This window comes from Cobetia sp. MM1IDA2H-1, assembly GCF_002916775.2.
Taxonomy (GTDB): domain Bacteria; phylum Pseudomonadota; class Gammaproteobacteria; order Pseudomonadales; family Halomonadaceae; genus Cobetia; species Cobetia marina.
Genome location: NZ_CM133225.1, coordinates 83351 through 109071, shown reverse-complemented (window position 1 = coordinate 109071; position 25721 = coordinate 83351). Strand labels below are relative to the sequence as shown.

Annotated in this window: 25 protein-coding genes; 10 read left to right on the top strand and 15 right to left on the bottom strand. The window is 63.8% G+C overall.

Translation table 11 applies throughout. The features are described 5' to 3' along the window. Positions 1-382: 382 nt before the first annotated feature. The 3 genes from BOH68_RS00505 (at position 383) to BOH68_RS00495 (ending at position 3656) form a co-directional block, all read left to right on the top strand. Positions 383-952, top strand: a complete 570-nt coding sequence (locus BOH68_RS00505) for a TRAP transporter small permease subunit (RefSeq protein WP_077379558.1) — start codon at positions 383-385, stop codon at positions 950-952. Beyond that, a complete protein-coding gene (locus BOH68_RS00500; RefSeq protein WP_077379560.1) occupies positions 952-2358 on the top strand; it encodes a TRAP transporter large permease in 1407 nt (468 codons plus the stop codon). The genes BOH68_RS00505 and BOH68_RS00500 overlap by 1 nt, the downstream gene beginning before the upstream one ends. Before the next feature lie 251 nt (positions 2359-2609). Then, a complete protein-coding gene (locus tag BOH68_RS00495) occupies positions 2610-3656 on the top strand; it encodes a TRAP transporter substrate-binding protein (protein ID WP_240499768.1) in 1047 nt (348 codons plus the stop codon). A gap of 123 nt (positions 3657-3779) precedes the next feature. On the opposite strand, the gene dtd is transcribed toward BOH68_RS00495, so the two are convergent. The 3 genes from dtd to BOH68_RS00480 form a co-directional block, all read right to left on the bottom strand. Then, the gene (dtd, locus tag BOH68_RS00490) at positions 3780-4229 is read right to left on the bottom strand and encodes a D-aminoacyl-tRNA deacylase (RefSeq protein ID WP_077379564.1); all 450 of its coding nucleotides are present in this window, start codon (positions 4227-4229) and stop codon (positions 3780-3782) included. A 119-nt stretch (positions 4230-4348) separates the two neighbouring features. Next, the gene (locus tag BOH68_RS00485; RefSeq protein WP_077379566.1) at positions 4349-5623 is read right to left on the bottom strand and encodes a TRAP transporter large permease; all 1275 of its coding nucleotides are present in this window, start codon (positions 5621-5623) and stop codon (positions 4349-4351) included. Positions 5624-5747: 124 nt separating this feature from the next. Continuing rightward, the gene (locus BOH68_RS00480) at positions 5748-6410 is read right to left on the bottom strand and encodes a TRAP transporter small permease (RefSeq protein WP_077379568.1); all 663 of its coding nucleotides are present in this window, start codon (positions 6408-6410) and stop codon (positions 5748-5750) included. Positions 6411-6854: 444 nt separating this feature from the next. Here BOH68_RS00480 and BOH68_RS00475 point away from each other — a divergent pair, with 444 nt between their 5' ends. After that, positions 6855-7946: a TRAP transporter substrate-binding protein gene (locus BOH68_RS00475; protein ID WP_217493015.1), complete on the top strand. Its 1092-nt coding sequence runs from the start codon at positions 6855-6857 to the stop codon at positions 7944-7946. A 160-nt stretch (positions 7947-8106) separates the two neighbouring features. Here the strand turns inward: BOH68_RS00475 and BOH68_RS00470 are convergent, their stop codons facing one another. Continuing rightward, positions 8107-8637: a chalcone isomerase family protein gene (locus tag BOH68_RS00470; RefSeq protein ID WP_258038368.1), complete on the bottom strand. Its 531-nt coding sequence runs from the start codon at positions 8635-8637 to the stop codon at positions 8107-8109. A 169-nt stretch (positions 8638-8806) separates the two neighbouring features. Next, complete coding sequence (gene thiD / locus BOH68_RS00465; RefSeq protein WP_077379570.1) at positions 8807-9607, bottom strand: bifunctional hydroxymethylpyrimidine kinase/phosphomethylpyrimidine kinase; 801 nt, start codon at positions 9605-9607, stop codon at positions 8807-8809. A gap of 120 nt (positions 9608-9727) precedes the next feature. Here thiD and BOH68_RS00460 point away from each other — a divergent pair, with 120 nt between their 5' ends. Together BOH68_RS00460 and BOH68_RS00455 are read left to right on the top strand one after the other, a co-directional pair. Next, positions 9728-10177 carry a YqaA family protein gene (locus tag BOH68_RS00460; RefSeq protein ID WP_374700435.1) on the top strand — a complete coding sequence of 150 codons (450 nt, stop codon included), beginning with the start codon at positions 9728-9730 and terminating at the stop codon, positions 10175-10177. Positions 10178-10373: 196 nt separating this feature from the next. Continuing rightward, positions 10374-11597, top strand: a complete 1224-nt coding sequence (locus BOH68_RS00455) for a patatin-like phospholipase family protein (protein WP_077379571.1) — start codon at positions 10374-10376, stop codon at positions 11595-11597. A gap of 10 nt (positions 11598-11607) precedes the next feature. Here BOH68_RS00455 and BOH68_RS00450 read toward each other — a convergent pair whose 3' ends face one another. Together BOH68_RS00450 and BOH68_RS00445 are read right to left on the bottom strand one after the other, a co-directional pair. Beyond that, the gene (locus BOH68_RS00450) at positions 11608-12396 is read right to left on the bottom strand and encodes a pseudouridine synthase (RefSeq protein ID WP_077379573.1); all 789 of its coding nucleotides are present in this window, start codon (positions 12394-12396) and stop codon (positions 11608-11610) included. Positions 12397-12399: 3 nt separating this feature from the next. After that, positions 12400-14334 (bottom strand): ABC-F family ATP-binding cassette domain-containing protein, encoded by a 1935-nt coding sequence (locus BOH68_RS00445; protein ID WP_077379575.1) that lies wholly within the window; start codon positions 14332-14334, stop codon positions 12400-12402. Between the two features lie 106 nt (positions 14335-14440). On the opposite strand from BOH68_RS00445, the gene BOH68_RS00440 reads away from it, so the two are divergent. Then, the gene (locus BOH68_RS00440) at positions 14441-15046 is read left to right on the top strand and encodes a TIGR02444 family protein (RefSeq protein WP_170877490.1); all 606 of its coding nucleotides are present in this window, start codon (positions 14441-14443) and stop codon (positions 15044-15046) included. A gap of 133 nt (positions 15047-15179) precedes the next feature. Further along, on the top strand, positions 15180-15887 hold the full coding sequence (locus tag BOH68_RS00435) for an FKBP-type peptidyl-prolyl cis-trans isomerase (protein ID WP_077379579.1): 708 nt from the start codon (positions 15180-15182) through the stop codon (positions 15885-15887). A gap of 424 nt (positions 15888-16311) precedes the next feature. Here the strand turns inward: BOH68_RS00435 and BOH68_RS00430 are convergent, their stop codons facing one another. Beyond that, complete coding sequence (locus BOH68_RS00430) at positions 16312-16971, bottom strand: SCO family protein (protein WP_077379581.1); 660 nt, start codon at positions 16969-16971, stop codon at positions 16312-16314. Between the two features lie 58 nt (positions 16972-17029). Further along, positions 17030-17623, bottom strand: coding sequence for a hypothetical protein (locus tag BOH68_RS00425; RefSeq protein WP_077379583.1), 594 nt, complete (start codon positions 17621-17623; stop codon positions 17030-17032). Between the two features lie 228 nt (positions 17624-17851). Between BOH68_RS00425 and BOH68_RS00420 the strand changes: the two genes are divergently transcribed. Then, entirely contained in the window at positions 17852-18781 is a 930-nt protein-coding gene (locus BOH68_RS00420; RefSeq protein WP_077379585.1) for an AEC family transporter, read from the top strand. 240 nt (positions 18782-19021) lie between these two features. On the opposite strand, the gene BOH68_RS00415 is transcribed toward BOH68_RS00420, so the two are convergent. The 4 genes from BOH68_RS00415 to thiS form a co-directional block, all read right to left on the bottom strand. Then, complete coding sequence (locus BOH68_RS00415; protein WP_240704346.1) at positions 19022-19930, bottom strand: putative RNA methyltransferase; 909 nt, start codon at positions 19928-19930, stop codon at positions 19022-19024. Between the two features lie 128 nt (positions 19931-20058). After that, complete coding sequence (trmB, locus tag BOH68_RS00410) at positions 20059-20883, bottom strand: tRNA (guanosine(46)-N7)-methyltransferase TrmB (protein WP_077379587.1); 825 nt, start codon at positions 20881-20883, stop codon at positions 20059-20061. A gap of 61 nt (positions 20884-20944) precedes the next feature. Further along, positions 20945-21778, bottom strand: coding sequence for a thiazole synthase (locus BOH68_RS00405; RefSeq protein WP_077379589.1), 834 nt, complete (start codon positions 21776-21778; stop codon positions 20945-20947). A 67-nt stretch (positions 21779-21845) separates the two neighbouring features. Then, positions 21846-22046 carry a sulfur carrier protein ThiS gene (thiS, locus tag BOH68_RS00400; protein ID WP_077379591.1) on the bottom strand — a complete coding sequence of 67 codons (201 nt, stop codon included), beginning with the start codon at positions 22044-22046 and terminating at the stop codon, positions 21846-21848. A gap of 115 nt (positions 22047-22161) precedes the next feature. On the opposite strand from thiS, the gene BOH68_RS00395 reads away from it, so the two are divergent. Beyond that, positions 22162-22581 (top strand): DUF423 domain-containing protein, encoded by a 420-nt coding sequence (locus BOH68_RS00395; protein ID WP_077379593.1) that lies wholly within the window; start codon positions 22162-22164, stop codon positions 22579-22581. A gap of 27 nt (positions 22582-22608) precedes the next feature. Here the strand turns inward: BOH68_RS00395 and BOH68_RS00390 are convergent, their stop codons facing one another. Both BOH68_RS00390 and BOH68_RS00385 read right to left on the bottom strand, forming a co-directional pair. Beyond that, complete coding sequence (locus BOH68_RS00390) at positions 22609-23025, bottom strand: PaaI family thioesterase (protein ID WP_077379595.1); 417 nt, start codon at positions 23023-23025, stop codon at positions 22609-22611. Positions 23026-23304: 279 nt separating this feature from the next. Then, positions 23305-25485: a malate synthase G gene (locus tag BOH68_RS00385; RefSeq protein ID WP_077379597.1), complete on the bottom strand. Its 2181-nt coding sequence runs from the start codon at positions 25483-25485 to the stop codon at positions 23305-23307. Between the last annotated feature and the right edge of the window lie 236 nt (positions 25486-25721).

The window sequence follows — 25721 nt, the reverse complement described above, 5'->3', positions numbered from 1 at the left end:
TTTCAATCCAAGTGACTGAATCGAAAGATATATCTCGCCTGTCAGACCAATGATCCATTTGTCACTGGCCAGCCACTCGCTACTCTTGGCCTGTCCGAGGGCGTGGATTAATCGTGAAAGCAACGCTGATGACTGCCGAGAACCTGCATGGCCTCACTGGCATCTGCCATCCACCAGCGTGGAATAGCGTTGTCTGAAACGACGATTGCCGGATTGCCGACGTCTCATCAAAGCTACAACATGAGCAAAGCCTGAACTGATGTGACGATCGTCAGCGTGCACACGAGATCGCCCCGACTACGATGACGGCACACGCAACGCCAGACTCGGCAACAACAACGCCAACAAATATCACCTGCTACCCGCAGGCCAAGGGGATTCCATGTCTGCCACTGCCTCTACCCCCGGCTGGCTCACAGGGCTCGACCGCATGACCGAAGGGCTGGGACGCTGCGTGTCCTGGCTGGTCGTCATCATGATGCTGGTCGAATTCGCCATCGTGATGCTGCGCTACGCCTTCAACATCAACAGCATTCCGATGCAGGAATCCGTGATGTACATGCACGCGACCGTCTTCCTGCTCGCCGCCAGCTACACGCTCAAGCATGACAACCATGTCCGCGTGGATATCTTCTACCAGCGCATGTCCCATCGCGGGAAGTCGTGGATCGACCTCGGCGGCACCCTGTTACTGCTGTTCCCGGTGATGATCTTCATCCTGCTCTCGAGCCTGGGTTATGTCGGCGACTCATGGAGCATCAAGGAAGCCTCCCCCGAATCCGGTGGCCTGCCTGGCGTCTATCTGCTCAAGAGCCTGATCCCCGCGGTCGCCATCCTGATGATGCTGCAAGGTGTCGCTGAAGCTGGTCGCCACCTCCTGTTCCTGTGCGGGCGGCTGCCGTCGCCGCATGCGAGCGATGACACCCCTGATCACGATGAGGAGCTGGTGTAATGCTCGAGATCATGCCGCTGCTGCTGTTCGTGTGTATCTGTGTCGTTCTCATGCTGGGCTATCCGGTGGCGCTGTCGCTTGCCGGTACCGCGCTGGCCTTCGCCGGGCTGGGCATGGGGCTGGACGCGCTGGGCATTACCCAGGGCGTATTCGATGCCAGCTTCCTGTCGGCGATGCCCAATCGCCTCTACGGCACCATGACCAATCAGACGTTGCTGGCCGTGCCATTGTTCGTGTTGATGGGCGTGCTGCTGGAAAAATCGAAGGTCGCCGAGACGCTGCTCGACGCCATGGCGCTGATGTTCGGCTCACTGCGTGGCGGCCTGGGCATCTCCGTGACCATCGTCGGCATGTTGCTGGCGGCCTCCACCGGTATCGTCGGCGCGACCGTCGTGACCATGGGCCTGCTGTCACTGCCCACCATGCTCAAGCGTGGCTATGACCCGTCGCTCGCCACTGGCGCCATCTGTGCCACCGGCACCCTGGGACAGATCATTCCGCCGTCCATCGCACTCGTTCTGCTGGGCGACGTACTGTCTTCCGCCTATCAGCAGGCGCAATTGTCGATGGGCATCTGGAGCCCGAAGACCGTCTCGGTGGGCGACCTGTTCATCGGCGCCCTGGTGCCGGGCCTGATCCTGGTGGTCGCCTATATCGTCTACATCGCCATCATCGCCTGGCTCAAGCCCGAGAAGGCGCCGGCCGTGGACCGTGACGCGCTGATGAAGGAGCTGGGCCACACCGGTGGCATCGGCTGGCTGCTCCTCAAGGGACTGGTGCCGCCGATCGTGCTGATCGTCTGCGTGCTGGGCTCGATTCTCGGCGGACTGGCCACGCCGACAGAAGCCTCTGCCGTAGGTGCCTTCGGCGCGCTGATGCTGGCCGTCGCCAACCGCAAGCTGAGCTTCAAGACGCTGACGGAAGTCGTGCGCTCCACCACCAACGTCACCACGATGGTCTTCCTGATCCTGATCGGTGCGGCGCTGTTCTCGCTGGTGTTCCGTGGTTTCGGCGGCGAAGAGGTCGTCACCGAGATCTTCGAGAACATGCCCGGAGGGGTCATCGGTGCCACCCTGGTGGTGATGCTGGTGATCTTCCTGCTCGGCTTCATCCTCGACTTCATCGAGATCACCTTCGTGGTGGTGCCGATCGTCGGCCCGGTGCTGCTGGCCATGGGCCTCGACCCGATCTGGCTGGGCATCATGATCGCCATCAACCTGCAGACCTCCTTCCTGACGCCGCCCTTCGGTTTCGCGCTGTTCTATCTGCGCGGCGTCGCGCCCAAGGAAGTCAGCACCAAGCAGATCTACAAGGGCGTCATTCCGTTCATCCTGATCCAGCTATGCATGCTGGGGGCGCTGGCCGCCTTCCCGGGCCTGGCCACCTGGCTGCCGGCCCAGTTCTAGGCCAACACTGACGAGACAGTACAAGGACAGAACACGGACAGAACAAATACAGAGCAGCAACTGAATTGGCGGGGCTCGCCCCGCCAGCTGATGGGAGAGCCGCCAGACGGCTCATGCAGATGCACGGGAGCCGTTCGCGGCCCACCTCTTGCCCAGCGCCAGTCACTGACCGGTGCACAACAACAATCGGGCACTTCAAGGAGCATGCCATGCAACTCAACAAACTCGCCTTCGGCATCGCCGTCGGCACCATGACCGCCATGGGCACCCTACCGGCCATCGCCAATGCCGCGGATACCTACACCTGGAAGATGGTCACCTCGTGGCCGAAGAACTTCCCGGGCGTAGGCCAGGGTCCCGAGCGCCTCGCGCGCCTCGTCGATGAGATGTCTGATGGACGCCTCAAGATCAAGGTCTACGGCGCCGGACAGCTGGTGCCGGGCTTCGAGGTACTGGACACCGTCTCTTCCGGTACGGCGCAGATCGGCCACTCGGCCTCCTACTACTGGAAAGGCAAGGCGCCGGAAGCCCAGTTCTTCGCCGCCGTCCCCTTCGGCATGACCGCACAGGAAATGAACGCCTGGCTGCATTACGGCGGGGGTCTGGAGCTCTGGAACGAGGTCTATGACAAGTTCGGTGTCGAAGTCATGGCCGGTGGTGCCTCGGGCGTGCAGATGGGCGGCTGGTTCAACAAGGAGATCAACTCGGTTGCCGATCTCGACGGTCTGAAGATGCGCATGCCGGGGCTGGGTGGCGATGTCATGCAGCAGATGGGCGTGGCGACCGTCAGCATGCCGGGCGGCGAGATCTTCACCTCGCTGCAGTCCGGCGCCATCGATGCCACCGAATGGATCGGGCCGTACAACGACCTGGCCTTCGGTCTCTATCAGGCCGCCAAGTACTACTACTATCCGGGCTGGCACGAGCCGACCGTCACCTTCGAGGCCATCGTCAATGACGACGCCATGGCCGAGCTGCCCAAGGACCTGCAGGCCATCCTGCGCTCCGCGGTACGTGACGTGAACCAGGACATGCTCGACGAGTACACCGCGCGCAACAACGATGCCCTCGAGACACTGCTCAACGAGCACAAGGTCGAGCTGCGTCGCTATCCGCAGGACGTGCTCGACAAGGCACGCGAACTGTCAGGCGAAGTGGTCAAGAAACTCGGCGACTCCAATGAGCTGGCAGGCCGCATCTACGAGTCCTACACCACCTTCGAAGGCAAGGTCGAGAAGTGGCACGAAGTCTCCGAACAGGCCTTCCTGAACGCCCGTAATCCGGAAGGCATTCAGTAACGAGTCCCTGCTTTACCTGCGCCGCTCTCCCGCGCGAGACGGCGCAGGCCTGTCATCCAATGCTTGCGGCCGCTCCCTCGGGAGCGGCTTTTTTTGGGTCTGCAGAGTGCGTGAAGCGGTGGCTCAGCTCTCGAGCAGGAAGGTCACCGGCCCATCATTGAGCAGCGAGACCTGCATGTTGGCCCCGAAGCGTCCGGTCTCGATTCCCACGCCAAGCTCCTCCCCGCGTTCACGCGCCTTGTCGACCAGATACGCGAACAGCCGCTCGCCTTCCGCCGGTGGCGCTGCCGAGGAGAAACTGGGACGCATGCCACTGCCGGTGTCCGCCGCCAGCGTGAACTGCGAGACCAGCAGCAGACTGCCACCCGCCTGCTGGACGTTGAGATTCATCTTGTCGTTCTCGTCGCCAAAGACACGGTAGTGCAGCAGCTTGTGCAGCAGCTTGTCGGCGCGCGCCTCATCATCGCCCTTCTCGACCCCCACCAGCACCAGCAGACCGCCCGCGATGGCGCCGACCGTCTCGTTCTCCACCACGACCTGTGCCTGGGTGACGCGCTGGATCAATGCTCGCATGCCACTTGCTCCTTCAAGAGATGAATGATGATGAGCAGGAGCATACCAGACACGAACGCCCCGCAGACCGAGTCTGCGGGGCGTTCGTGATGCGCATGTCCAACGAGCCGTATCGGTGGCTAGCTGGCCAGGCCGGGCAGGAAGAGCGCGATCTGCGGGAACAGCATCAGCAGCACCGTCGCCAGCAACAGCAGGGCAATGAAGGGTGGCGTGCCACGGATGACCTCCATGTAAGGCTTCCGGAACACCGCCACCGCCGTGAAGATGTCACAGCCGAAGGGTGGCGTCGCCGAACCGATCGCCGCCTGCAGGGTGACGAGGGTACCGACCAGCACCGGGTCCAGTCCGGCGGCATCGACGGCCGGGGCAAATACCGGCGCCAGAATCAGGATCACCACGATGGGATCGACGAACATGCAACCGACGAAATAGGCCACCGCGATCACCGCCAGCAGCGCCAGGGCGTGTTCTGACAGGTACGGGATGTACCCGCCGAGAATGGCATCCGGAATCTTGGCGAAGGAGATCATCCACGAGAAGCCGGCGCCCGCCGCCACCAGAATGAATACCACCGCGGTGATCAGACCGGTGGAGAAGGCCACGCCGGGCAGGTCCTTGAGCGTGACGCCACGGTAGATGAGCATCTCGAGAATCAGCGCATAGATCACCGAGACCGTGGCGGCCTCCGTCGGCGAGAACATCCCCGAGTAGATGCCGCCGATGATGATCACCGGGAAGCCGGCGGGCAGACTGGCGCGCTTCAATGCCTTGAGGCGCGCAGGCCAGTCCGCCTTGGGCTGCGGCGCGATGCCCAGCTTCCACGACTTCCACATGCAGTAGAGCGAGAACAGCACCAGGATCATCAGCCCCGGACCGATACCGGCGATGAACAGATCCCCTACCGAGGTACCGGTCGCGACACCGTAGATGATCATGCCGATGGACGGCGGAATCAGCAGCGCGATGTCAGAGGCATTGATGATCAACGCGATGGTGAACTTGTCGCTGTAACCGGCTTCCAGCAGCCGCGGGCGCAGCGGGCGCCCCATCGCGACCACTGTGGCCTGGGTGGAGCCGGACACCGCGCCGAACAGGGTACAGCCCAGCGCGGTGGTCACCGGCAGACCGCCACGCCAGTGGCCGACGAAACGCTCGACCACATCCAGCAGACGCTGGGCGGTGGAGCCCTTGAGCATGATATCGGCCGCCAGAATGAACATGGGGACCGCCGTCAGTACCACCGGCTGCAGGCCACCGATCATCTGCTGGATCACCAGCTCTGGCTTGAGAAAAGGGAAATCGCTGAACAACAAGAAGAAGGTGCCGACACTCAATGGCACCATCATGGGTACCCCAAGCAACAGCAGCCCCACCATCACGAGCAGAATCCACATCGCAGCTTCCGTCCCTGGGTCAATGTAGTGTGATCAATCACGAGCCCTGCAACACGCATCAGCCAAGGCATCTCTTGCCTTCACTCCCGCGCCACAGGCTCGCATCCGAAATGGAAGAGACGTGCTAGAGCGCACCGCTACCGTCGACTTCCTCGTTCTCGTCTATCTCCGCCGTACGCCACGACAGCCAGGCACCTTGTGCCAGCAGATTGCGCAGAATCGCCATCAGATACTGGAGGGCGCCCAGCGCCAGCCCCAGCGGGACCACGGCATAGAGTGCCGCCAGCGACCAGCGCAGCGACGGCGTGACACGCCCTGACCTGGCCAGGCTCTGCAGATAATCCACCGCCAGCCAGGCCAGGTAGGCCAGCAGCGCACAGGTGATGACCTGTCCGGCGATCAACAGCACCTTGCGCAACCACGGCGGCATGAAGTCCAGCAGTGCCGTCACGCGGATATGGCGTCCGGCGCGCGCGCCGTAGCTGATGCCGAGAAAGGTCAGCCACAGCTGCAGGATCTGCATCAGCTCTTCGGTGAACGGCAGGCTGTAGTTGAAGACGTTGCGCCCGATCACATTGGCGATACTGGCCGTCGCCATGCCCAGCACGCACAGCGCGATCAGCCAGCGCTCGACGTGTGCCAGGCCCTGATCACCGCGTTCGAATATCGCCGCCAGGCGGCGCAGCGGTGCAGGCAGATGTGCGAGGGGATCCTGAGCGCCTTGCGCCTCGGCCGGGGTGGGCCGGGTCTCATCAGCGGGGGGAGACTTGGAGGGGGGCGAATTCATGAAGCGGCTTCCTGTTGATGTGGCTTCCTGCCAGGCAGGCTTTCTGTCAGGCGACGCAAGCACAGCGATTTGCGCCACGCCGTCTGAATTTGCCAGTACGATCCATTGAAATTTTCCGAGACACCGCCGTGATTTTCACTTTGGTGAGTCATGATCTAGCTTTATTGACGGTGCCCTTTATTAGCGACACTACGAACAAGCACGCGGACTGCCTCTACCGAGCCATCTGGCAGGGCATGCCACCGACCCGGAGCAGGAGTCATCGAGTACCAGAATCTCATGCGGACAGGCTCAGCCTATTCATAATAAATTCTAATCACACTATCCGATTTGGTAATTTTTTTATTATATTAAGAATGGCAATATTATCTAAATGATGCAAGTTGCACGCCGGGTTCGCCCCATACCACCCGGCGCTGATGGAAATCACACAAGGAGAACAAGATGACGATGCAATGGAACCCGTCACCCGAGCAGAATCGCGAGACGCCCAGAACTCCTGTTCACCTTTCTCGTCTTGCCGCGCTCCTCAAGGGAGGCGCCCTCACGGCCGGCCTCGGCATGGCGGCACTGGCCTCCGCGGGCGTACAGGCTGACACCTGGCGTTTCGCGCTGGAGGAAGTCTCCGGCAGCGTGCAGGATGCCTACGCTCAGGAATTCAAGAAACGCATCGAAGAGGCCTCCGGCGGTGACATCGATGTCGAGATCTACCCCTACGGCGCGCTGGGTACCTCCTCACAGCTCACCGAACTGGTGCAGAGCGATGCCATCCAGCTGACCTTTGCGTCACCGGGTCACCTGGCCTCGGTGATTCCTGAATCAGGCGTCTTCACGCTGCACTTCCTGTTCTCCGACGACAACGCCGTCAATGAAGAGGTGCTCGGCAACTCCAAGGCCATCGACATGCTGTCCGAGGCCTACACCGAGCAGAACCTTCAGCTGCTGGGCGTGATTCCGGAAGGCTGGATGGTCTGGACCGGCAACCGTGACATCGAGACGCCTGAGGACATGAAAGGCTTCAAGATTCGCACCATGACGTCACCGATTCTGGTGGAGAGCTATCGGGCCTATGGCGCCAACCCGACGCCGCTGCCGTATTCGGAAGTCTATTCCGGCCTGCAGCTGGGGCAGATAGACGGCCAGGTGAACCCGGTGTTCGCCATTCAGGAAATGAGCTTCTATGAAGTTCAGGACTACATGATCCAGGCCAAGCAGGCGCAGTTCATCACCACGCTGGTGGCCTCCAGCGATTTCTATTCCGGCCTGGATGACGAGCAGCAGCAGATGCTCGACAAGGTCACCAACGAGATGCGCCCGTATATCTTCGAGAAGCAGGAGGAGTACAACGCGGACCGTCTCGAGAAGATCAAGCAGGACAGCGACATCAAGATCATCACGCTGAACGACGAGCAGCGTGAAGCCTTCCGTCCGGTCGGCGAGAAAGGCTGGGAGGTCTTCCGGGAGCAGGCCGGCGAGCGCGGCAGCAAGATCCTCGACACGCTGCAGGCCGACATCAAGGCGGCAGAAGCCAAGTAAGCCGCAGCATTGGCCAGCGAGTTGCCACGGGAGACCTTCCTGACGGCAACGATGGCCGTGTCAGATGACAAGACGCCCCTGCCGGGTAACCGGCAGGGGCGTCTTGATGAGGCAGGGCTCGCCATGGGCGCGAGCCGCCCGGAAGTTCAGAGGCTGACGGCTAACGCCCCAGCAGTTGTGAACGAAAGTCGTCGCGCGCGGGGGAGTCGCCAAGCCAGATCGCGAACACCCCGTTGGCCAATGCCAGCGAAGCGCTCTCGAAGAGCAAGGTATCGTTGAGCGCCAGCGTCAGCCGTCCCTTGCCACCCTCCTCTGCCTGCCATTCCAGCGCATAGCGATCTCCCGGCGACACGTCCCGATAGGCTGCATTGAAGCGCGACAGCTCCGCCTCGATCGCCGCGAAATTCGCTTCGGAAAGATTCTGGCGCACGCCCCTGGTGGTCGCCTTGGCGAAGTCAGCCGCCTCGATGGCATGGAAATACTCCAGCACCAGACGTCGCGAGACATCGCTGAGTGGTGCAGGCCGCGGCCGCCGGGCATCCTGATAATAGCCACCGACGTAGGCGTCCCATACCAGATAGGTAAACAGCCCGGTACCGATCAGCTCAAGCGGCTGGCCGCCTTGCGTCTCGGCCTGATCCGCGAAGGTCACTCCCTGTATCTCGGCGGCAAACGCCCAGGAGGGAAGCATGGCAAGCACTCCAGCCATCAGGCTGGTGCGCAACCACCGAGACGAGAAAGCCCTTGGCAAGGGCAGGCGAATCCGGGAGCGGGACATGGCATCGACTCTTCAAGGAAGTGACAGGGAGGCGTTCCTCTCACGCGCGAGGGGTCAGCTCAGGCTCTCGCGACGCACAGTCTCACCAGAGTGCGTGAAAGTGGTGCACGGGGCCACGCCCCTTGCCGACATTCAGCTGATCCGAGGCACGCAGCGCCCCCAGCAGCCATTCCCGCGATTCCTCCACGGCTCTCGTCAGTGACAGCCCCTGCGCCAGTCGCGCCGTGATCGCCGAGGACATCGAGCAGCCGGTGCCGTGCAGGTTGTCGGTCTCGATCCGTGGCGCGCACAGCCATTGCTCACCGGCATCACTGACCAGCAGGTCATCGCAGGCCTGGCCCTCCAGTGCGCCCCCCTTGATCAGAACAGCATTGGCACCGCGTGCGCGCAACTCACGCGCGACCTGAGGCATGTCCTCCCGCCCGATCAGACGACGCTCGCCCAGCAGCACCGCCGCTTCATGCAGGTTGGGCGTGATGATGTCCGCCAATGGCACCAGATGCTCTGCCACCGCCTGGATGGCCGCGTCATTGACCAGCGCATCGCCGCTCTTGGCCACCAGCACCGGGTCGAGCACGATCCAGCGCGGGCGACGCTGACGGAGCCTGTCCGCCAGCAGCTCCACGACAGCCGGGTCCGCGACCATGCCGATCTTGATGGCGATGATATCGAGATCATCCAGCACGGCATCCAGCTGTGCTCCGATGAAGGCGCACGACACCGGCTCGACGCTGCGAACGCCACAGGTATTCTGGGCGGTCAGTGCCGTGATCACGCTGGCTCCATACGCCCCCAGCGCGGAGAATGTCTTGAGATCCGCCTGAATGCCGGCCCCGCCCGATGGGTCTGAGCCGGCAATCGTCAGGACGCACGGAATATGCATGCACGAGACTCCCGGAAAATTACATGAATTTGCCAACAGCATACCCGAGCGGCGAGGGGAAGAAAGCCACCCAGCTGCCTCACCCTCGGCTCGGCCCCTGCGGTTCAGGAAAATCGCGGCATGGATGACGTGGTCGCCCTGCTGTCGCTGGGCCTGATAGCACTGGCCAGCGCCACGCTGCTGCCGGGCGGGTCGGAAGCCGCATTGGCGGGGCTGTGGTGCGAGGGGGTCGCCCCATGGGCGCTATGGCTTGTCGCAACGCTTGGCAACACGCTGGGCAGCCTGATCAATGTCGCCCTGGGACGCGGCGCACGGCGCCTACGGACTCGTCGCTGGTTCCCGGTCTCGCGGCGAGCGCTGGCGCGCGGCACGCTGTGGTATCGCCGCATCGGTGCCTGGAGCCTGCTGCTCAGCTGGGCACCCGTGATCGGTGACCCCTTGACGGTGCTGGCAGGCGTCTTCCGCCTGCCCTGGTGGAAGAGCGTGCTGTTGATCCTGGTCGCCAAGGGCGGCCGCTACGCCCTGCTGCTGGTGATCGCGGACCACTGGCTGACCCCCTGGTGTACGTGAATCACCCGTCAGGCCACGCGCACAGGCCGCCCATGCACGAGCCACAGGAGCCACAGGAGCGTGCTATGCTGACAGCTGCTATGCTGCACTGCACAATTCGTGTTCGCTTTCATTGCCACAAGCCGATCACCTGCCAATCAGGTAGCCGAGGCCGTGCAGGCCATCAGCGTGGCGCTACCGGAAAGGAGAAGGTTTCATGCGTGATACATCCTGCGACTTCTGCGCTGACGCGCTCAATATTCTGGTCCTGCAAGGCGGCGGTGCCCTTGGCGCCTACCAGATCGGCGTGTTCGAGGCACTGGCAGAGGCCGGCATCCAGCCCGATTGGGTCGTCGGGACCTCGGTCGGTGCCATCAATGGCGCACTGATCGCGGGCAATCCGGATGGCGAGCGCCTCAAGGCCCTCGAAGCGTTCTGGTATGGCATCGCGCAACCGGCCAACAGCCTCGGGCCGGCCTTCCACCCCTGGGAGCGCAGCGTCGCGCGCTCCTCCGCCATGCTGTGGGGTATCCCGGGCTTCTTCCGTCCGCGCCCCCTGTGGACAGTTCCCATCTGGCAGAGCTTCTTCGGCGAACCGCCCAGTCTCTACGACACCGAACCGCTGGGAGACACCCTCAATCGCCTGGTGGACTTCGAGCGCCTCGACGCCCGTCACCCGGAGAACGTGCGGCTATCGGTCGGGGCGGTCAATATCGGCAGCGGCGCATTGCGTTACTTCGATTCGTCACAAGAGGCGCTGGATCACCGCCACATACTGGCCAGTGGTGCCCTGCCGCCGGCATTCCCGCCGGTGTGGATCGACGGTCAGGCCTACTGGGATGGCGGCCTCTACTCCAACACGCCGATCAGCTGGGTGCTGTCGGAGCGCGCGCACAGCGAGACGATCGTCAACTGCTACGTCATCGACCTGTGGAGCGCCTACGGGAAGGTGCCGGAAACCTTGCAGGAAGCCCAGCTACGCGAGAAGGACATCCAGTACTCCAGCCGCGCCGGTGAGCATCTGCATCTGATGGAAGAGAATCAGGCACTGCGCATGGGCCTGGAGCACCTGGCCGACCTGCTGCCGGAAGACCTGCGCCAGTCTCAGGAAATACACGACATCCTGGCCATGACCCAGCAACCGTCCATCAATGTCGTGCGTCTGCTGGCGGCGGCCCGCCCCGACGAGACCTCACTCAAGGATATCGATTTCTCGCGTGCGACCATCGATTCACGTCGTCGCAGCGGCTATGGGGACATGCATGAGGTGCTGAACCGCTGCGAGCAGTTCGATCCCCTGCCGCGCAACATCGGGGTCATCGTCCGCAACTTCACCCGCAACTCGCGGGGTGAGCTGATCAGCCTGTCAGCCCCGGATGTCCCCCCGACGGAGAGCGAAGAGGAGGATGAGGGTCTGCCGAGCCAGGCCAGCGGCCGCTGAGGCAGCGGTCTCACTCATGTGCCAGCGCCGCGCCGAGCCGCAGGCACTCGTCACGCGTCAGCTCTCGCCAGTCCCCCACCGCGAGCCCGGCGACACTCAGCCCCGCTACCGACTCGCGGTGCAGCCACACCACGCGACTGCCCAAAGTGCGCCACAGTCGCTTGACGTGATGGTGGCGCCCTTCGTGCAGTGTCAGGCGCGCCTCGTCCGCGGCCAGAAACTCGAGCCGCGCGGGCAGCGTCGGCCGAGCGTCATTGGCGAGCAGGACGCCCTGCGCCACCCGCGAGATCGCCTCGGCCTGCGCCGCCTCCGACAGCGGTTGCTCCAGCCCCATGCGGTAGCGCTTGGCGGGCCCATCCAGTCCGGCATCACTGATGCGTGACGAGACATCACCGTCGTTGGTCAGCAGCAAGGCACCGGTCGTGGCGCGATCCAGTCGTCCGACGTGATGGATTTCCTCGAGCCAGCCGTCATCCTCTCCACGTGATTCAAGCGAATCGCGCAGCACATCGATGACGGTGGGATGTTCCGGGTCATGACAGGCCGTCACGACCCCGGCAGGCTTGTTGAGCAGCACATGGCGTGGACGACGTGGCGCCTGCAGGCATATCTCGCCTGGCGTCGCGTCATTGTCCGCCAGCGTATCGGCTGTCAGCGCGATGGCATCGAAGGGACCGACCTCGTGCAGCGGATCGCGGACCGTCTGGCCATTGATCCGCACACGCCCCGCCGCCAGCGCACACAACGCCAGGCGGCGATTGAGCTGCGGCTGGCGCGTCAGCCAGCGATCCAGCCGCATGCCTCAGTCCGCCGCCTTGAGCTGGGCTTCCATCTCTTCCAGCGCTTCTTGGGCCTCGAACCATTCGGCTTCGGCGTCCTCGAGACGTCCCTTGATCTCGCCCTGACTTGCCAGCAGCCGGGTCAGTTCGCTCTTGCGGTCCGCCTCATAGAGCGTGGCATCGCCCAGCGCTTCCTCGACCTTGTCCAGCTCCCCCTGCGCCTTGCTCATCTTCTGCTCGGCCTTGTCGCTGAGCTTCTTGAGCGGGCGCAGCTTCTCGCGCAGCTCGGCGGCCTGACGACGGGCTTCCTTGCGGTCCGGCGTGCGCGTGCCGTCGCTGCCAGCCTCGGCATCCTTCTGGGCGCGCGCCTCACGCCGCTCGCCCTCGACCCGCGCCTTGAGCCAGGCACGATAGTCGTCGAGATCGCCATCGAAGGGCGTCACGCGGCCATCGGCGATGCACCAGAATTCATCCACGCAGGCGCGCAGCAGGTGGCGGTCGTGGGAGACCAGAATCACGGTGCCTTCGAAGGTCGCCAGCGCATCGGTGAGCGCCTCGCGCATGTCGAGATCCAGGTGGTTGGTCGGCTCATCCAGCAGCAGCAGATTGGGCTTCTGCCACGCGATCAGCGACAGCGCCAGGCGTGCCTTCTCGCCACCGGAGAACGATTCCACCGAAGCGTACACTTCATCCCCATGGAAGCCGAAGCTGCCGAGGAAGGTGCGGATCTCCAGATCCCCGGCCCCCGGCGAGAGACGCAGCACATGATTGAAGGGAGTCGAGGTCAGGTCGAGCCCATCGACCTGGTGCTGGGCGAAGTAGCCGATGGCCAGATGCTCGCCGGCGGTGCGCTGGCCTTCGACCAGAGCCAGTTCACCGGTGAGCGCCTTGATCAGGGTCGACTTGCCCGCGCCGTTGGGGCCGAGCAGGCCGATGCGCTGGCCCGGCAGCAGCGAGAAGCGCACCCCGGACAGCTGCGGCGGCTGACCGGGATAGCCGATCACCGCACGGTCCAGTCCCAGCAGCGGATGGGAGATCTTGTCGGAGCAGGGAATCGTGAAGTGGAACGGCGAATCGGCCTTCACCGCCGCCGTCTCCTCCATGCGCTCCAGCATCTTCAGGCGACTCTGGGCCTGGCGTGCCTTGGTGGCCTTGGCCTTGAAGCGACGCACGAAGTCCTCGATCTCGGCGCGACGCGCCATGGTCTTCTCGTGCTCGGCCTGCTCACGCACCAGGCGCTCGGAACGCGTTCGCTCGAAGCGGCTGTAGTTGCCTTTGTAGACCACCAGCTTGCGACGATCGAAGTGGATGATGTGATCACACACCGCATCGAGGAAGTCACGGTCGTGGGAGATCAGCAGCAGCGCGCCGGGGTAGCGTGCCAGCCATTGTTCCAGCCACAGCAGCGCATCGAGATCCAGGTGGTTGGTCGGCTCATCCAGCAGCAGCAGGTCAGACGGCGTGAAGAGGGTGCGCGCCAGATTGGCCCGCATCCGCCAGCCCCCCGAGAAGGCCGCCAGCGGCTGACTGAGCTGGGCCTGGCGGAAACCGAGCCCGACCAGCAGCTGCTCGGCACGCGCACGCGCGGTATAGCCATCGAGGGTGTCGAAGTGAGCGTGCAGCTCGGCCTGACGCTGATGCTCGCCGCTTTCTTCGGCGGCGGCCAGAGCCCGCTCCGTCTCGCGCAGCGCGTGATCCCCGTCCATGACGTAGTCGACGATCGGGCGCTCCAGCGCATCGATTTCCTGTGCCATGTGCGCGACCCGCACGCCACCGGCCAGCGAGACGCTGCCGCTGTCGGGGATCAGCTCACCGAGAATCAGCCCGAACAGGCTGGACTTGCCGGCTCCGTTGGGGCCGACGATGCCCGCCTTGTGACCGGCATGCAACGTCAGGTCCGCTTCGTCGATCAGCGGGGCTCCGCCGCGTTGCAGGGCGAGCTGGCGCAGTGCAATCATGACAACCTCGATCAGAAAATCCGGGGGCGTCGGCTCCCGCGCGCAGCATGCATGACCGCCGTGAACCACAGGCATGACCGCCATGAACCACAGGAAAGCCGACTTGATGGGCGCACATTCTACCGGATTGTGGGACTACGCGCTGTCCCTCTACGCACAGCCTGCTCCTCAGGGCCTGCCCTACGACCAGGAAGATGGCGCAGAGCCGACTGACGTGATGAGTGCCTGTCTGCTGTTGCAGGACGAGGCCGGTCTCGATGTCTGCGAGCTTCTATGGATTCACTGGCTGGCCGCACGCGGTGTGGCGCTGGACGCCTCGCCGTGCCTGATGCTCGGTGAGGTGCGTGACTGGCAACGCGGGATGACCGTGACACTGCGCGAGCGTCGCCGACAGCTCAAGCAGCACCTGACGGAGCCAACCGACACGCGAAGCGCGGCCACCACACGCCGGCTGGAAACGCTGTATCAGCAATTGAAGGCCTGTGAACTGTCGGCGGAGCAGGAAGCGCTGGCACGCCTGGAAGCCCTCAGCCCTCCGGCCCATGCTCCCACGCCACCGTTCATGTCATGCCATGACCCCCAACGCGCCTTCCTGCAGTCGCTGCGACAGCTTACCGGTCAGGCGGCGCTCGACGAGGGCGACGACAGCATCGCACGTGCCCTGCACCTGCTGGCCACGAGCCGCGCCGGGCGAAGCTCGTCTCAACCCTAATGGCAGATGCGGAACTTGTACGCGACTGTTAGAGTCCCAGTAGCACCGGAGCATCAGCATGGTCATGCCACGCTGCGTGCCGCATATGCGTTTCGGGCCCGTCTCAGGCCCATCCCATCCTGAAGGAGTTTTCATGAAACAGCTGGTTAGTGCCGTCGCGCTCGGCGCCCTCCTGGTTACCCCGTTCAGCTTTGCCGCCGATGACAGCCTCTCTGACGACCAGGCACAGCTCAGCTACGGCATCGGTGCGACACTGGGCAAGAGCCTGTCTCAGGACATCACTGATCTTGACCTGGATGCCTTCACGCAAGCCGTGCGTGACGTCTATGCCAAGGGCGACATGAAGATGAGCGATCAGGAAATTGCCGATGCGCTCTCGAAGTTCCAGCAGAAGAAGATGGAAGAGCAGCAGCAGATGGCCGAACAGCAGGCGGCCGACAACAAGGCGGCCGGTGACAAGTTCCTCGCCGAGAACGCCAAGCAGGATGGCGTGAAGACCCTGGATTCCGGCCTGCAGTACAAGGTGCTGAAATCCGGTGACGGCGAGAGCCCGGACGCGGAAGACACCGTCAAGGTGAACTATGAAGGCAAGCTGCTGGACGGCACCGTCTTCGACAGCTCCTACCAGCGTGGCGAGCCGGTCAGCTTCAAGGTCAACCAGGTCATCAAGGGCTGGCAGGAAGCGCTGCAGGAAATGAGCGTCGGGGATACCTGGATGCTCTACATCCCGGCCGACCTCGCCTACGGCAAGGCTGGCACTGGCGGCCCGATCGGCCCGAACGAGACGCTGACCTTCAAGGTCGAGCTGCTCGACGTGACCAAGGCAGATGCCGCGAAGTAACCCCTGACGCGCGAATGCGCGCCGTCAGCCAGGAAAAAGCCGCCCTCAGGGGCGGCTTTTTCATTGTGCAGGAGGCATCCCGCGACGGGACAGGCAGCGTGAAACGGGCCTCCAGGTGAGCGATCTGCCTGTGGATAATTCTGTGGGGAAGCTATTGACCACAGGTTGACAACCGGCCGTGATACATGGCAACTCAGCGGCCGTCAGGGGTGGCGGCAAAGTGAACACTGACTCCCGAAATCGGCAATGTACGCCTTAACTTGTTGATTTTGTTGAAATACAAAAGTCTACTTTCAAAAACAGCAGGTTGCTGAAAGATGGCGGAATGATTATCCACAATTCTCGTCACAGGCTCTTGCCAACTTGTGGACAATGTGTATTTCCCTCGTGTCCGAGACGCACATGACAGCACGACAAGGAGACGTCAGGGAGCGGTCTCGCTCAGCACGCGAGTCAGGCCGGCCCGAATGCCGGCCGCGCCTGGCGTGAAGGGAATGCGATCGTAGATGCGCCCCTGCGCGGAGACGAGATATAGCGCCGCACCATGATCCACGGTATAGCCCAGCTCGGAATCCGGGGCATCGACACGCCGATGACTGACCCCGTAGCGACGCGCGATCTCGGCCAGTTCGGTATCGCTGCCCGTGACCCCGATGAAACGCGGACCAAAGTGCCCGGCATAGGTGGCAAGACGTGCTGGCGTATCACGCTCAGGGTCCAGAGAGACAAGCACCGGTACCACGCGAGCGGCCGCCGACGCCGGCAACTCGGTCAGCACCTGGCGCAGGGCCGCCAGCGTCATCGGGCAGACATCCGGACATTGGGTATAGCCGAAATAGAGTGCCACCACCGGCGTGGCATCCGGTGGTGCGGCCTCCCCCATGCTGACCTCGGCGAGCCGGAAGTCGCCCCGTGCCGATGTCAACTGGATGGGCCCGCCAAGGCTCGCCCACGCCTGCATGCCGGACACCGGCGCCGACGGTCGGTGAAGGGCCTGCCATGTCACCCCCGCGCCCACCAGTGCCACGACACCCACCACGCCCAGCATCAGCCAGCGCAGGGTCTGCCTGTTCTCCTCCTGCATGCCTGGACTCCTTGTCAGTGGTGGCCTGCCGGTCAGACGCCTCACGCCTCGCCGCGCGCTAGCTGTCTCGCCGGACGCTTCTTTCGTCAGGGGAGAACAGCTGGTTGACCGAGCTTTCGAGCTGCTCCGCCGTGGAGGCAGGCGGATGGCTGTCAAAGTCGAACCAGCTGCCCAGGCGGCCACGTTCAGTGGTCACGATCACCTGTGCTCGCCATGCCATGGTGGCACTGCTGCAGAAACCGAGCTGTCCTTCCCCCGACCAGTGCTGACGTGCCTGCGTCGGCGCATCCCGGGTGGTCAGCAGACTGCGCTTGACCCCCATGTCCATGTGGCGACCGATGAAATCGACCTCCACGCCCTCGGGTGCCACATCTTCCGTGATCACCCGGATACCCAGCGGCGTCAGCGGGCTGATGTCACCATCGAGTGCGAGCGTGATACGCCCGAAGCGCCCCAGCTCGGCACTGCAGGGCGCATGGCTGAGTTCGCAGGACTGGTTGGGGGCGAACCAGGTGACCTTGCCGTTGCTGCCGTCACGTACAAGGTAGTAGTCGATCAGGTAATAGAGCGATACGACGATGGTGAGCAGCGTCACCATGATCAGCAGGTTGAGCAAGGGCGGGCGGGCATTTTCTTCTTCGGCGCGATACATGGCGGTTCCGATGACAATCCGGCAGCACGCCGGAACAGGAGGAGACAGTCGCGTGGCAAACAGGTCGACAGGCTAAGACACATGAATGAATGCGCAGGTGAGCCACTCATGACAAGCTTATCAGGCCCCCCGGCGGGCGCAGCCGCCGAGACATCGTGTCACGTCGAGGCACGAGACGTTCTTGGCCACGACGCCCCATCCGCACCGTGAGCACGCCCAGGAGACAGAATGGCAAGTGTACAACAGGCGCTCGGTCCTCTCTTCCTGCTCATCGTCGCGGGCGCCTTGCTGGGCTGGAAGCGCTTCCCGGGCGAGGGGTTCTGGAGCGAGCTGGAACGCCTCATCTATTACGTGCTGTTCCCTGCCATGCTGATGTCCACCCTGGCGCGCGCTGACATGGCCAGCGTCCCGGTCATCCCTCTGGCCTGCGTGATGCTGGGCTCGATGCTGCTGTTCGCTGCCGCGCTGTGGCTGGGGTGGCGTCATGCCCCCGACTGGCTGAGCCGCCAGCTGGGCGATGCCGCGTCCTTCACCTCACTCTTCCAGGGCAGCATCCGCTTCAACAGCTACGTCGGCGTGGCCGGCGCGGCAGCGCTGCATGGCAGTGCCGGTGCGACCGTCGCGGCGGTGGCGCTGGCCCTGATGGTGCCAGCGGCCAACCTGCTGTGCGTATTGGCGTTCATCGGCGCCGGCACTCTGGGTGACGGCGGACTGCTGCGCTCACTCAAGGCGCTGACCCGCAACCCTCTGGTGCTGGCCTGTCTGGCGGGAACGGCGCTCAATCTCAGCGGCATCGGCCTGCCGGGCTGGAGCGGCGATGCGCTGACATTGCTGGGGCGCGCGGCGTTGCCACTGGGATTGGTGGCGGTAGGCGTGGCGCTGCGACCACGAGTACTGATGAACAGTGGCAGCGTGGCATGGCTGGCGAGTCTGCTGAAGCTGCTGGCGATGCCGGCATTGGTGGTGGGGCTGTGCGCCGGCGTTGGCCTGACTGGAGTGGCACGCGATGTCGCCATCCTGTTTGCCGCGCTGCCCACTGCTACGTCAGCCTACATCCTGGCGCGCCAGCTGGGTGGCAATGCCGAACTGATGGCGGCGCTGATCACCGCGCAGACGCTGCTGGCGATGCTGACCCTGCCCCTGTGGCTGGCGACCTGACGGAGGCTCCGTCGCGGCTCGCGACCTGAGGGCTCTCGGCATGAACCGCACACAAGAAAAAGGGCATCCCAAATGAGGATGCCCAAGACCGTGACTAGCTTGATGAGGAGAAACTCCGCAGCGGGGGCCTGACTCCGCCGCCGCGGATGGGCTTGCGCCCTGCGATGTCTGCCCGGACACCGCACAGACAAGATAATCATTCTCATTTGCTTTTGCAAGCCAAATGCGAAGAATTTCTATTTACGCCGCGCCTTGTGCCTCCTCGCGCGTGAACACCCTCAGTTCCGCGTGCAGCTCGACCGCCAAGGCCGTCATGGCTTCGGCTCGTGCCAGACCATCACGCTCGGCACGATACAGATGCGGGGTCATGGTCAGCAGATCCCGGATCTGCTCATTGCTGGTCAATGAAAGCCCTGCATGCAGATGCTCGACCTCCCCCTCCACCACGAAACCTGCAGCTTCGGCGGCCATCACCCCGGCCTCGCCACGCGCGGGCTTCAGCTCCCGGTAGAGAATTCTGCGCAACGCCAGCAGGTGCTCGGCTCCCGCCTCCAGCAGCACCACATGGCCCCCGGGCTTGAGCACACGCGCGAACTCCTGCCAGACGGGGAAGCCGAAGGCGCAGATCACCACATCCACACAGGCGTCTTCCAACGGCAGTGCCGCGTTGGTGCCCACCAGCCAGGCGGCATCGCGTGACTGCTTCGCTGCCGCCAGCACCGCGTGCTTGGAGATATCCAGTCCCGCCGCCGTCAGCGAGCGCCGCTGCTCATCGGCAGCGCCTGCCAGCTGACGCAGATAGAAGCCTTCCCCACAGCCGGCATCCAGCACGGCCAGCGCACTTGCCTGCCCTGCCAGCGCCAGCACTCGTCGTGCCAGCGCCGAGGCGAGAGGCTGATAGCCACCGAGGGCGAACAGCCGCTGGCGAGCGCTGACCATCGCCTTGCTGTCGCCGGGGTCCAGACTGCGCTTGCGCTGCACCGGCAGCAGATTGACGTGCCCCTGACGCGCGATATCGAAGCGATGGCCATCGGCGCAGCACCAGCTCTGGCCATCTCGCATCAGCCGCTGGGCATCCAGTGGGCAGGTCAGGGTCGTCAGTGGCGTCATGGTCGGCCGGTCAGCCGGCTCAGGGGTGGGCGTCGTCATGGTCATCAGCTCTCGGGACGAGGTGGGAAGAGAAAGGCAAAAGCGGCGGGTCTCAGACGCAAGCGGCCACCCGAAGGCGGCCGCGATGCAGCATCGTGATGATGCCGCCACTGCGCACGAGGCGCGAATCAGTCCTGCTTGACGAAGATCAGATCCCACACGCCGTGACCGAGACGCTCGCCGCGCTGCTCGAACTTGGTCAGCGGACGGAAATCCGGACGCGGCACATAGGGGGCGCTCTCGGCCGGAGCCGTGTTGACGAAGCCCGGTGCCTCGGCCATCTCTTCGGCCATGGCCTCGGCGTAGTTCTCCCAGTCGGTGGCCATATGGAAGTGACCGCCCGGCTTGAGCACACGACGCACCAGCTCGACGAAGGCTGGCTGCACGATGCGACGCTTGTGGTGTTTCTTCTTCGGCCACGGGTCCGGGAAGAACAGCTGGAAGGTGTCGGCACACCCTGCCGGCACGCAGTCAGCCAGCACTTCCAATGCATCGTGACGATAGACGCGCAGATTGGTCAGACCCAGCTTGTCGACATCATCCAGCAGCTTGCCGACACCAGGAGCATGCACCTCGATCCCGATGAAGTCGGTGCCTGGATTGGCCTGAGCCTGCTCGCACAGCGACTTGCCCATGCCGAAGCCGACCTCGATCACCAGCGGCGCACGGCGACCGAACAGCGCCTCGAGGTCCAGCTCGCCCTGCTCGTGACGCAGACCAAGGCGCGGGAAGACCTCTTCGAGCCCGCGGGTCTGGGCCTGTGTCATGCGCCCACCGCGGATCACGTAGCTCTTGATGCCACGCTTGCGGGCGACGGCTTCATCCGCCACGGAAGGGGTCGCTTGCGCGCTTTCATTCTGCACGCTCTCGTTCTGCACGCTCTCTTGCTGCGCATCGTCAGCAGGAGCAGAAGTGGACGTGTCGTCCTGCGGCTTGGAAGTCTCGTCAGTCATGGGGTCGTCTTGGTCTTTGCATGAGCGATGCGCGAGCATCGGATTCGAATGATTCAGGAGGTCAGCCGGTGATCAGGCCGGCCCCCGGCGAGGAAGCGCGCGCCGTCAGGCGAGTCGGCATGCGTCCCGCCAGGAAGGCACCACGGCCGGAGATCACGGCCTGGCGCATGGCGTCCGCCATCAGCAGCGGTTGGCGAGCATGGGCGATGGCGCTGTTCATCAGCACGCCATCACAGCCGAGCTCCATCGCGAAGGCCGCCTCGGACGCCGTGCCCAGCCCGGCATCCACCAGCACCGGCACGTTGGCGCGCTCGATGATCAGCGACAGGGTATGCGGGTTGAGGATGCCGAGGCCGGAGCCGATCAGCGAGCCCAGCGGCATGATGGCGCAGCAGCCGATTTCCTCGAGCTGACGGGCGACGATGGGGTCGTCGGAGGTATACACCATCACGTCGAAGCCATCGGCGACCAGCTCCTCGGCGGCCTTGAGGGTCTCGACGATATTGGGATACAGCGTGTCCTGATCGCCCAGCACTTCCAGCTTGACCAGATTGTGGCCATCCAGCAGTTCACGCGCCAGCTTGCAGGTACGCACCGCGTCACGCGCGTTGTAGCAACCGGCGGTATTGGGCAGGAAGGTATAGCGACTGGGCGACAGCACGTCGAGCAGATTCGGCTCATCGGCATTCTGGCCCAGATTGGTGCGACGCACCGCGAAGGTGACCACTTCCGCGCCGGAGGTCTCGATGGCGGAACGGGTCTCATCCATGTCCTTGTACTTGCCGGTGCCGACCAGCAGGCGCGAGGAGAACTCGCGACCGGCGACGACCAGCGGACTGTCACCGGCGACCTGGGTGACGGGGGCGTTAAGCGTCTGGGCAGAACTGTCTGTCATGATGACCTCATCGAGCTGGACGTGAGCGAGCGTGAAGTGAAAGCTATCGACCCTGGCAGCGGGACGTTCAACCACCACCGATGGCGTGGACGATCTCGATGCGATCACCGGCCTGCAGAAGGGTGTCGGCGTGAGCGCTACGTGGCACGATGTCCTCGTTGCGCTCGACTGCCAGGCGGCGGCCCTGAAGTCCGAGACTCTCGACCAGAGCGGCGACTGTCATGGCATCCGCCACCACATGATCTTCACCGTTTAGCTGTATCTGCATGCTGTCCTCCCGCGAAAAGAGGCCGCCATTGTAGCGGCTTTACGTGGACAGGCGTAGGCACAACATCGTCGGTACGATATGCCCTCGCCACCTGCCCTCAAGGAATTTTCTCTCTATGCGTCACAACGACTCCCACTCCCGCCACTGGTGGCTGGCCATGGGCCTGGCCGGCATGTCCACCATCGCGCTGGGCGCCTTCGCCAGTCATGGCCTGCGCGGCACTCTGAGCGCGGACATGCTGCGCGTCTTCGAGACCGGCGTGCGCTATCAGATGTGGCACGTGCTGGCGGCGGTCGGCGTGCTGGCCTGGCGCTCGGTGCAGCCCCTGCGCGGGCAGATGCTGACGCTGGGGCTGTGGGCGGCCGGGATGCTGCTGTTTTCCGGTTCACTGTATGCGCTGGCCACCACGGCGCGCACCCAGCTGGGCATCATCACGCCCATCGGTGGCTTGCTGCTGATCGCGGGCTGGCTGAGCCTGGCCATCACCGGCTGGCGTCAGCGCGGCAGCGAGGAAAAGGATGCCAACAAGCTGTAGCGGGGCGATCACCCCCACCACCTGCCGCTAGTCATCGCGATCCGGCAAGGCATAGGTTGCGGTCACGAGAGCGACCGGGTCCGTGTCGCCATGGCTGAACAGTTCGATCTCGCCCACGGCGAGACGCCGCCCGAGCTTGCGGAGGCGTGCGGTGGCCATCAGATCCCGGTCACCGCGGGCACGGCGCAGGAAATGGATGTTGAGATCACTGGTCACGGCCATCGGCTCCGGGCCGATCTCCCCCAGGATCGCGACATACAGACAGACATCGGCCAACGCCATCATCGCCGGACCGGAGACGCTGCCTCCGGGACGCAGATGCTCGTCCTCGATGGCCAGTCCCATGGTGGCCCAGCCATCCCCCACGGCTTCTATGGTGCCCAGGCGCTGGGGGAAGACATCATCGAGAAAGTCCTCGATGGCAGCAGCGTGCATGACGGGCATGACGTTCTCCTCGACAGGATGACTACGACAGATTGGTGGCACCGACACGCACAGGCGTGGTGACCAGGGATCGCCACACCATCGCGTTTCAGGCGCTGCAGTGGCTGAGCGGGCGCTGATCGTACGGTTGCGCGCTACTGGGGGCAAGGCTAGCGTCAAATGCCGTCTCGGGAAATATGGCATCGCCAGAAAGCACGACGACGGCTCGAGAGCCGCCGTCGTGCATGTCCAAGATCCGCATCCGCAGTGCCACGCTCATGGCGCAGCGCTGACGCTGCCTCAGTGAGCCTGCTGCTTCTTCTCGAGGCGGCGGCGATGCAGTACCGGCTCGGTATAGCCACTCGGCTGCACTCGTCCCTGGAACACCAGCTCGCAGGCAGCCTGGAAGGCGATGGAGCCCTCGAGATCCGCCGTCATCGCCTGATAGCTGGGATCCGCAGCGTTCTGACGATCCACCACGCCCGCCATGCGCTCCAGCGTGTCCTGCACCTGGGCGTTGTCGACGATGCCATGATGCAGCCAGTTGGCGATGTGCTGGCTGGAGATGCGCAGCGTGGCGCGGTCTTCCATCAGGCCGACATCGTGGATGTCCGGCACCTTGGAGCAACCGGTGCCGTGATCGATCCAGCGCACCACATAGCCGAGGATCCCCTGGGCGTTGTTGTCCAGCTCGGCCTGGATCTCCTCGGCACTCCACTGGGGATCAAGCTCCAGCGGAATGGTCAGCAGGTCATCGAGACTGGCGCGCGGGCGACTGAGCAGGTCATGTTGCACGTCCTTCACCGAGACCTGGTGATAATGCAGCGCATGCAGCACGGCCGCGGTCGGTGACGGGACCCAGGCGGTATTGGCACCGGCGCGGGGATGGCCGATCTTCTGCTCCAGCATCGCCGCCATCAGGTCCGGCATCGCCCACATGCCCTTGCCGATCTGGGCGCGACCCCGCAGACCGCATTCCAGCCCGATATCCACGTTCCACTTCTCGTAGGCCTGAATCCAGGCCGCCCCCTTCATGTCGCCCTTGCGCAGCATCGGACCAGCTTCCATCGAGGTGTGCATCTCGTCACCGGTGCGATCCAGGAAGCCGGTATTGATGAAGGCCACACGGGAGCTGGCCGCGGCGATGCAGGCCTTGAGGTTGACGGTGGTACGACGCTCCTCGTCCATGATGCCCATCTTGAGCGTGGCATTCGGCAGGCCCAGCAGCTGCTCGACACGCGAGAACAGCTCGTCAGCGAAGGCGACCTCGGACGGACCGTGCATCTTGGGCTTGACGATGTAGACGGAGCCGGTGCGCGAGTTGCAGATACCGCCACGGCTGTCCTTGTCACCCTTGAGATCATGCAGCGCGATCAGACTGGTGAAGATGGCATCCATGATGCCTTCCGGCGCCTCGCTGCCATCTTCCAGCAGGATGGCCGGGTTGGTCATCAGATGACCGACGTTGCGGATCAGCATCAGCGAGCGACCATGCAGCACGCGGGTGGTGCCATCGGCGCCGGTGTATTCACGGTCCGCATTCAGCCTGCGCGTCATCTGGCGACCCTTCTTCTCCAGCGTCTCGGTCAGATCGCCCTTCATCAGGCCCAGCCAGTTGCGATAGACGGCCACCTTGTCGTCGGCATCCACCGCGGCCACCGAGTCCTCGCAGTCCATGATGGTGGAGAGCGCAGCCTCCATGATCAGGTCACTGACGTTGGCGGGGTCGGTCTTGCCGATGGGGTGCTCGGCATCGATCACGAGCTCCGCGTGCAGCCCGTTGTGCGCGAAGATGATCGCGCTTGGCGCGCTTTCGTCGCCGCGATAGCCGAGGAAGCGTTCCGGCGACTTGAGGCTCAGGTCACGCCCGCCGACCCGCACCAGCAGGTGGCCGTCACGAATGGAGTACCCCTCGCTGTCATGGTGCGTACCGCCAGCCAGCGGCGCGATGGTATCCAGCACCTGGCGTGCGTAGGCCACCACCTTGGCACCCCGCACCGGGTTGTAGTCCTTGCCGCGCTCGGCGCCATCTTCATCACTGATCGCGTCGGTGCCGTAGAGGGCGTCATAGAGTGAGCCCCAGCGCGCATTGGCGGCGTTCAGGGCGTAACGGGCATTCATCACCGGCACGACCAGCTGCGGTCCTGCCTGTTGGCAGATCTCGCTGTCCACGTTGGCGGTGGTGGCCTCGACACTGGCCGGCTCGTCTTCCAGGTAGCCGATCTCCTTCAGGAAGGCCTTGTAGGCGGGCAGTTCGACCTTGCCGGGATGCTCACGGTGCCACTGGTCGATGCTGGCCTGCAGCTGTTCGCGCGTTTCCAGCAGCTCGCGATTGCGTGGCGCCAGCTCGTGCAGCAACGCATCGACGCCGGACCAGAAGTCGGCCGAGGCGATACCGGAACCGGGCAACGCTTCCTCCTCGATGAAGCGGTGCAGTCCGGCATCAATGGCCAGACGTTCAAGTTGAATGCGATCGGTCATGCGTGTGCTCTCCCTGGAAACGAATATCAACTGACGAACCGTACGTGGAATGAATCATCTGCCGGGCGGTTGTGGATCACTTCACCATACCCGATGCCGTGGCTGGCGGAAGCGGGGCTTTGACCAATGAACAAGAGGCTGAAACCGGATTACCGTGTTCTGGAAATGGCATGACGAATGCTGGCAGTTCGCGACACGCAGCCCTTGTATGAAGAAACACTGTTTTTTCCTATGGC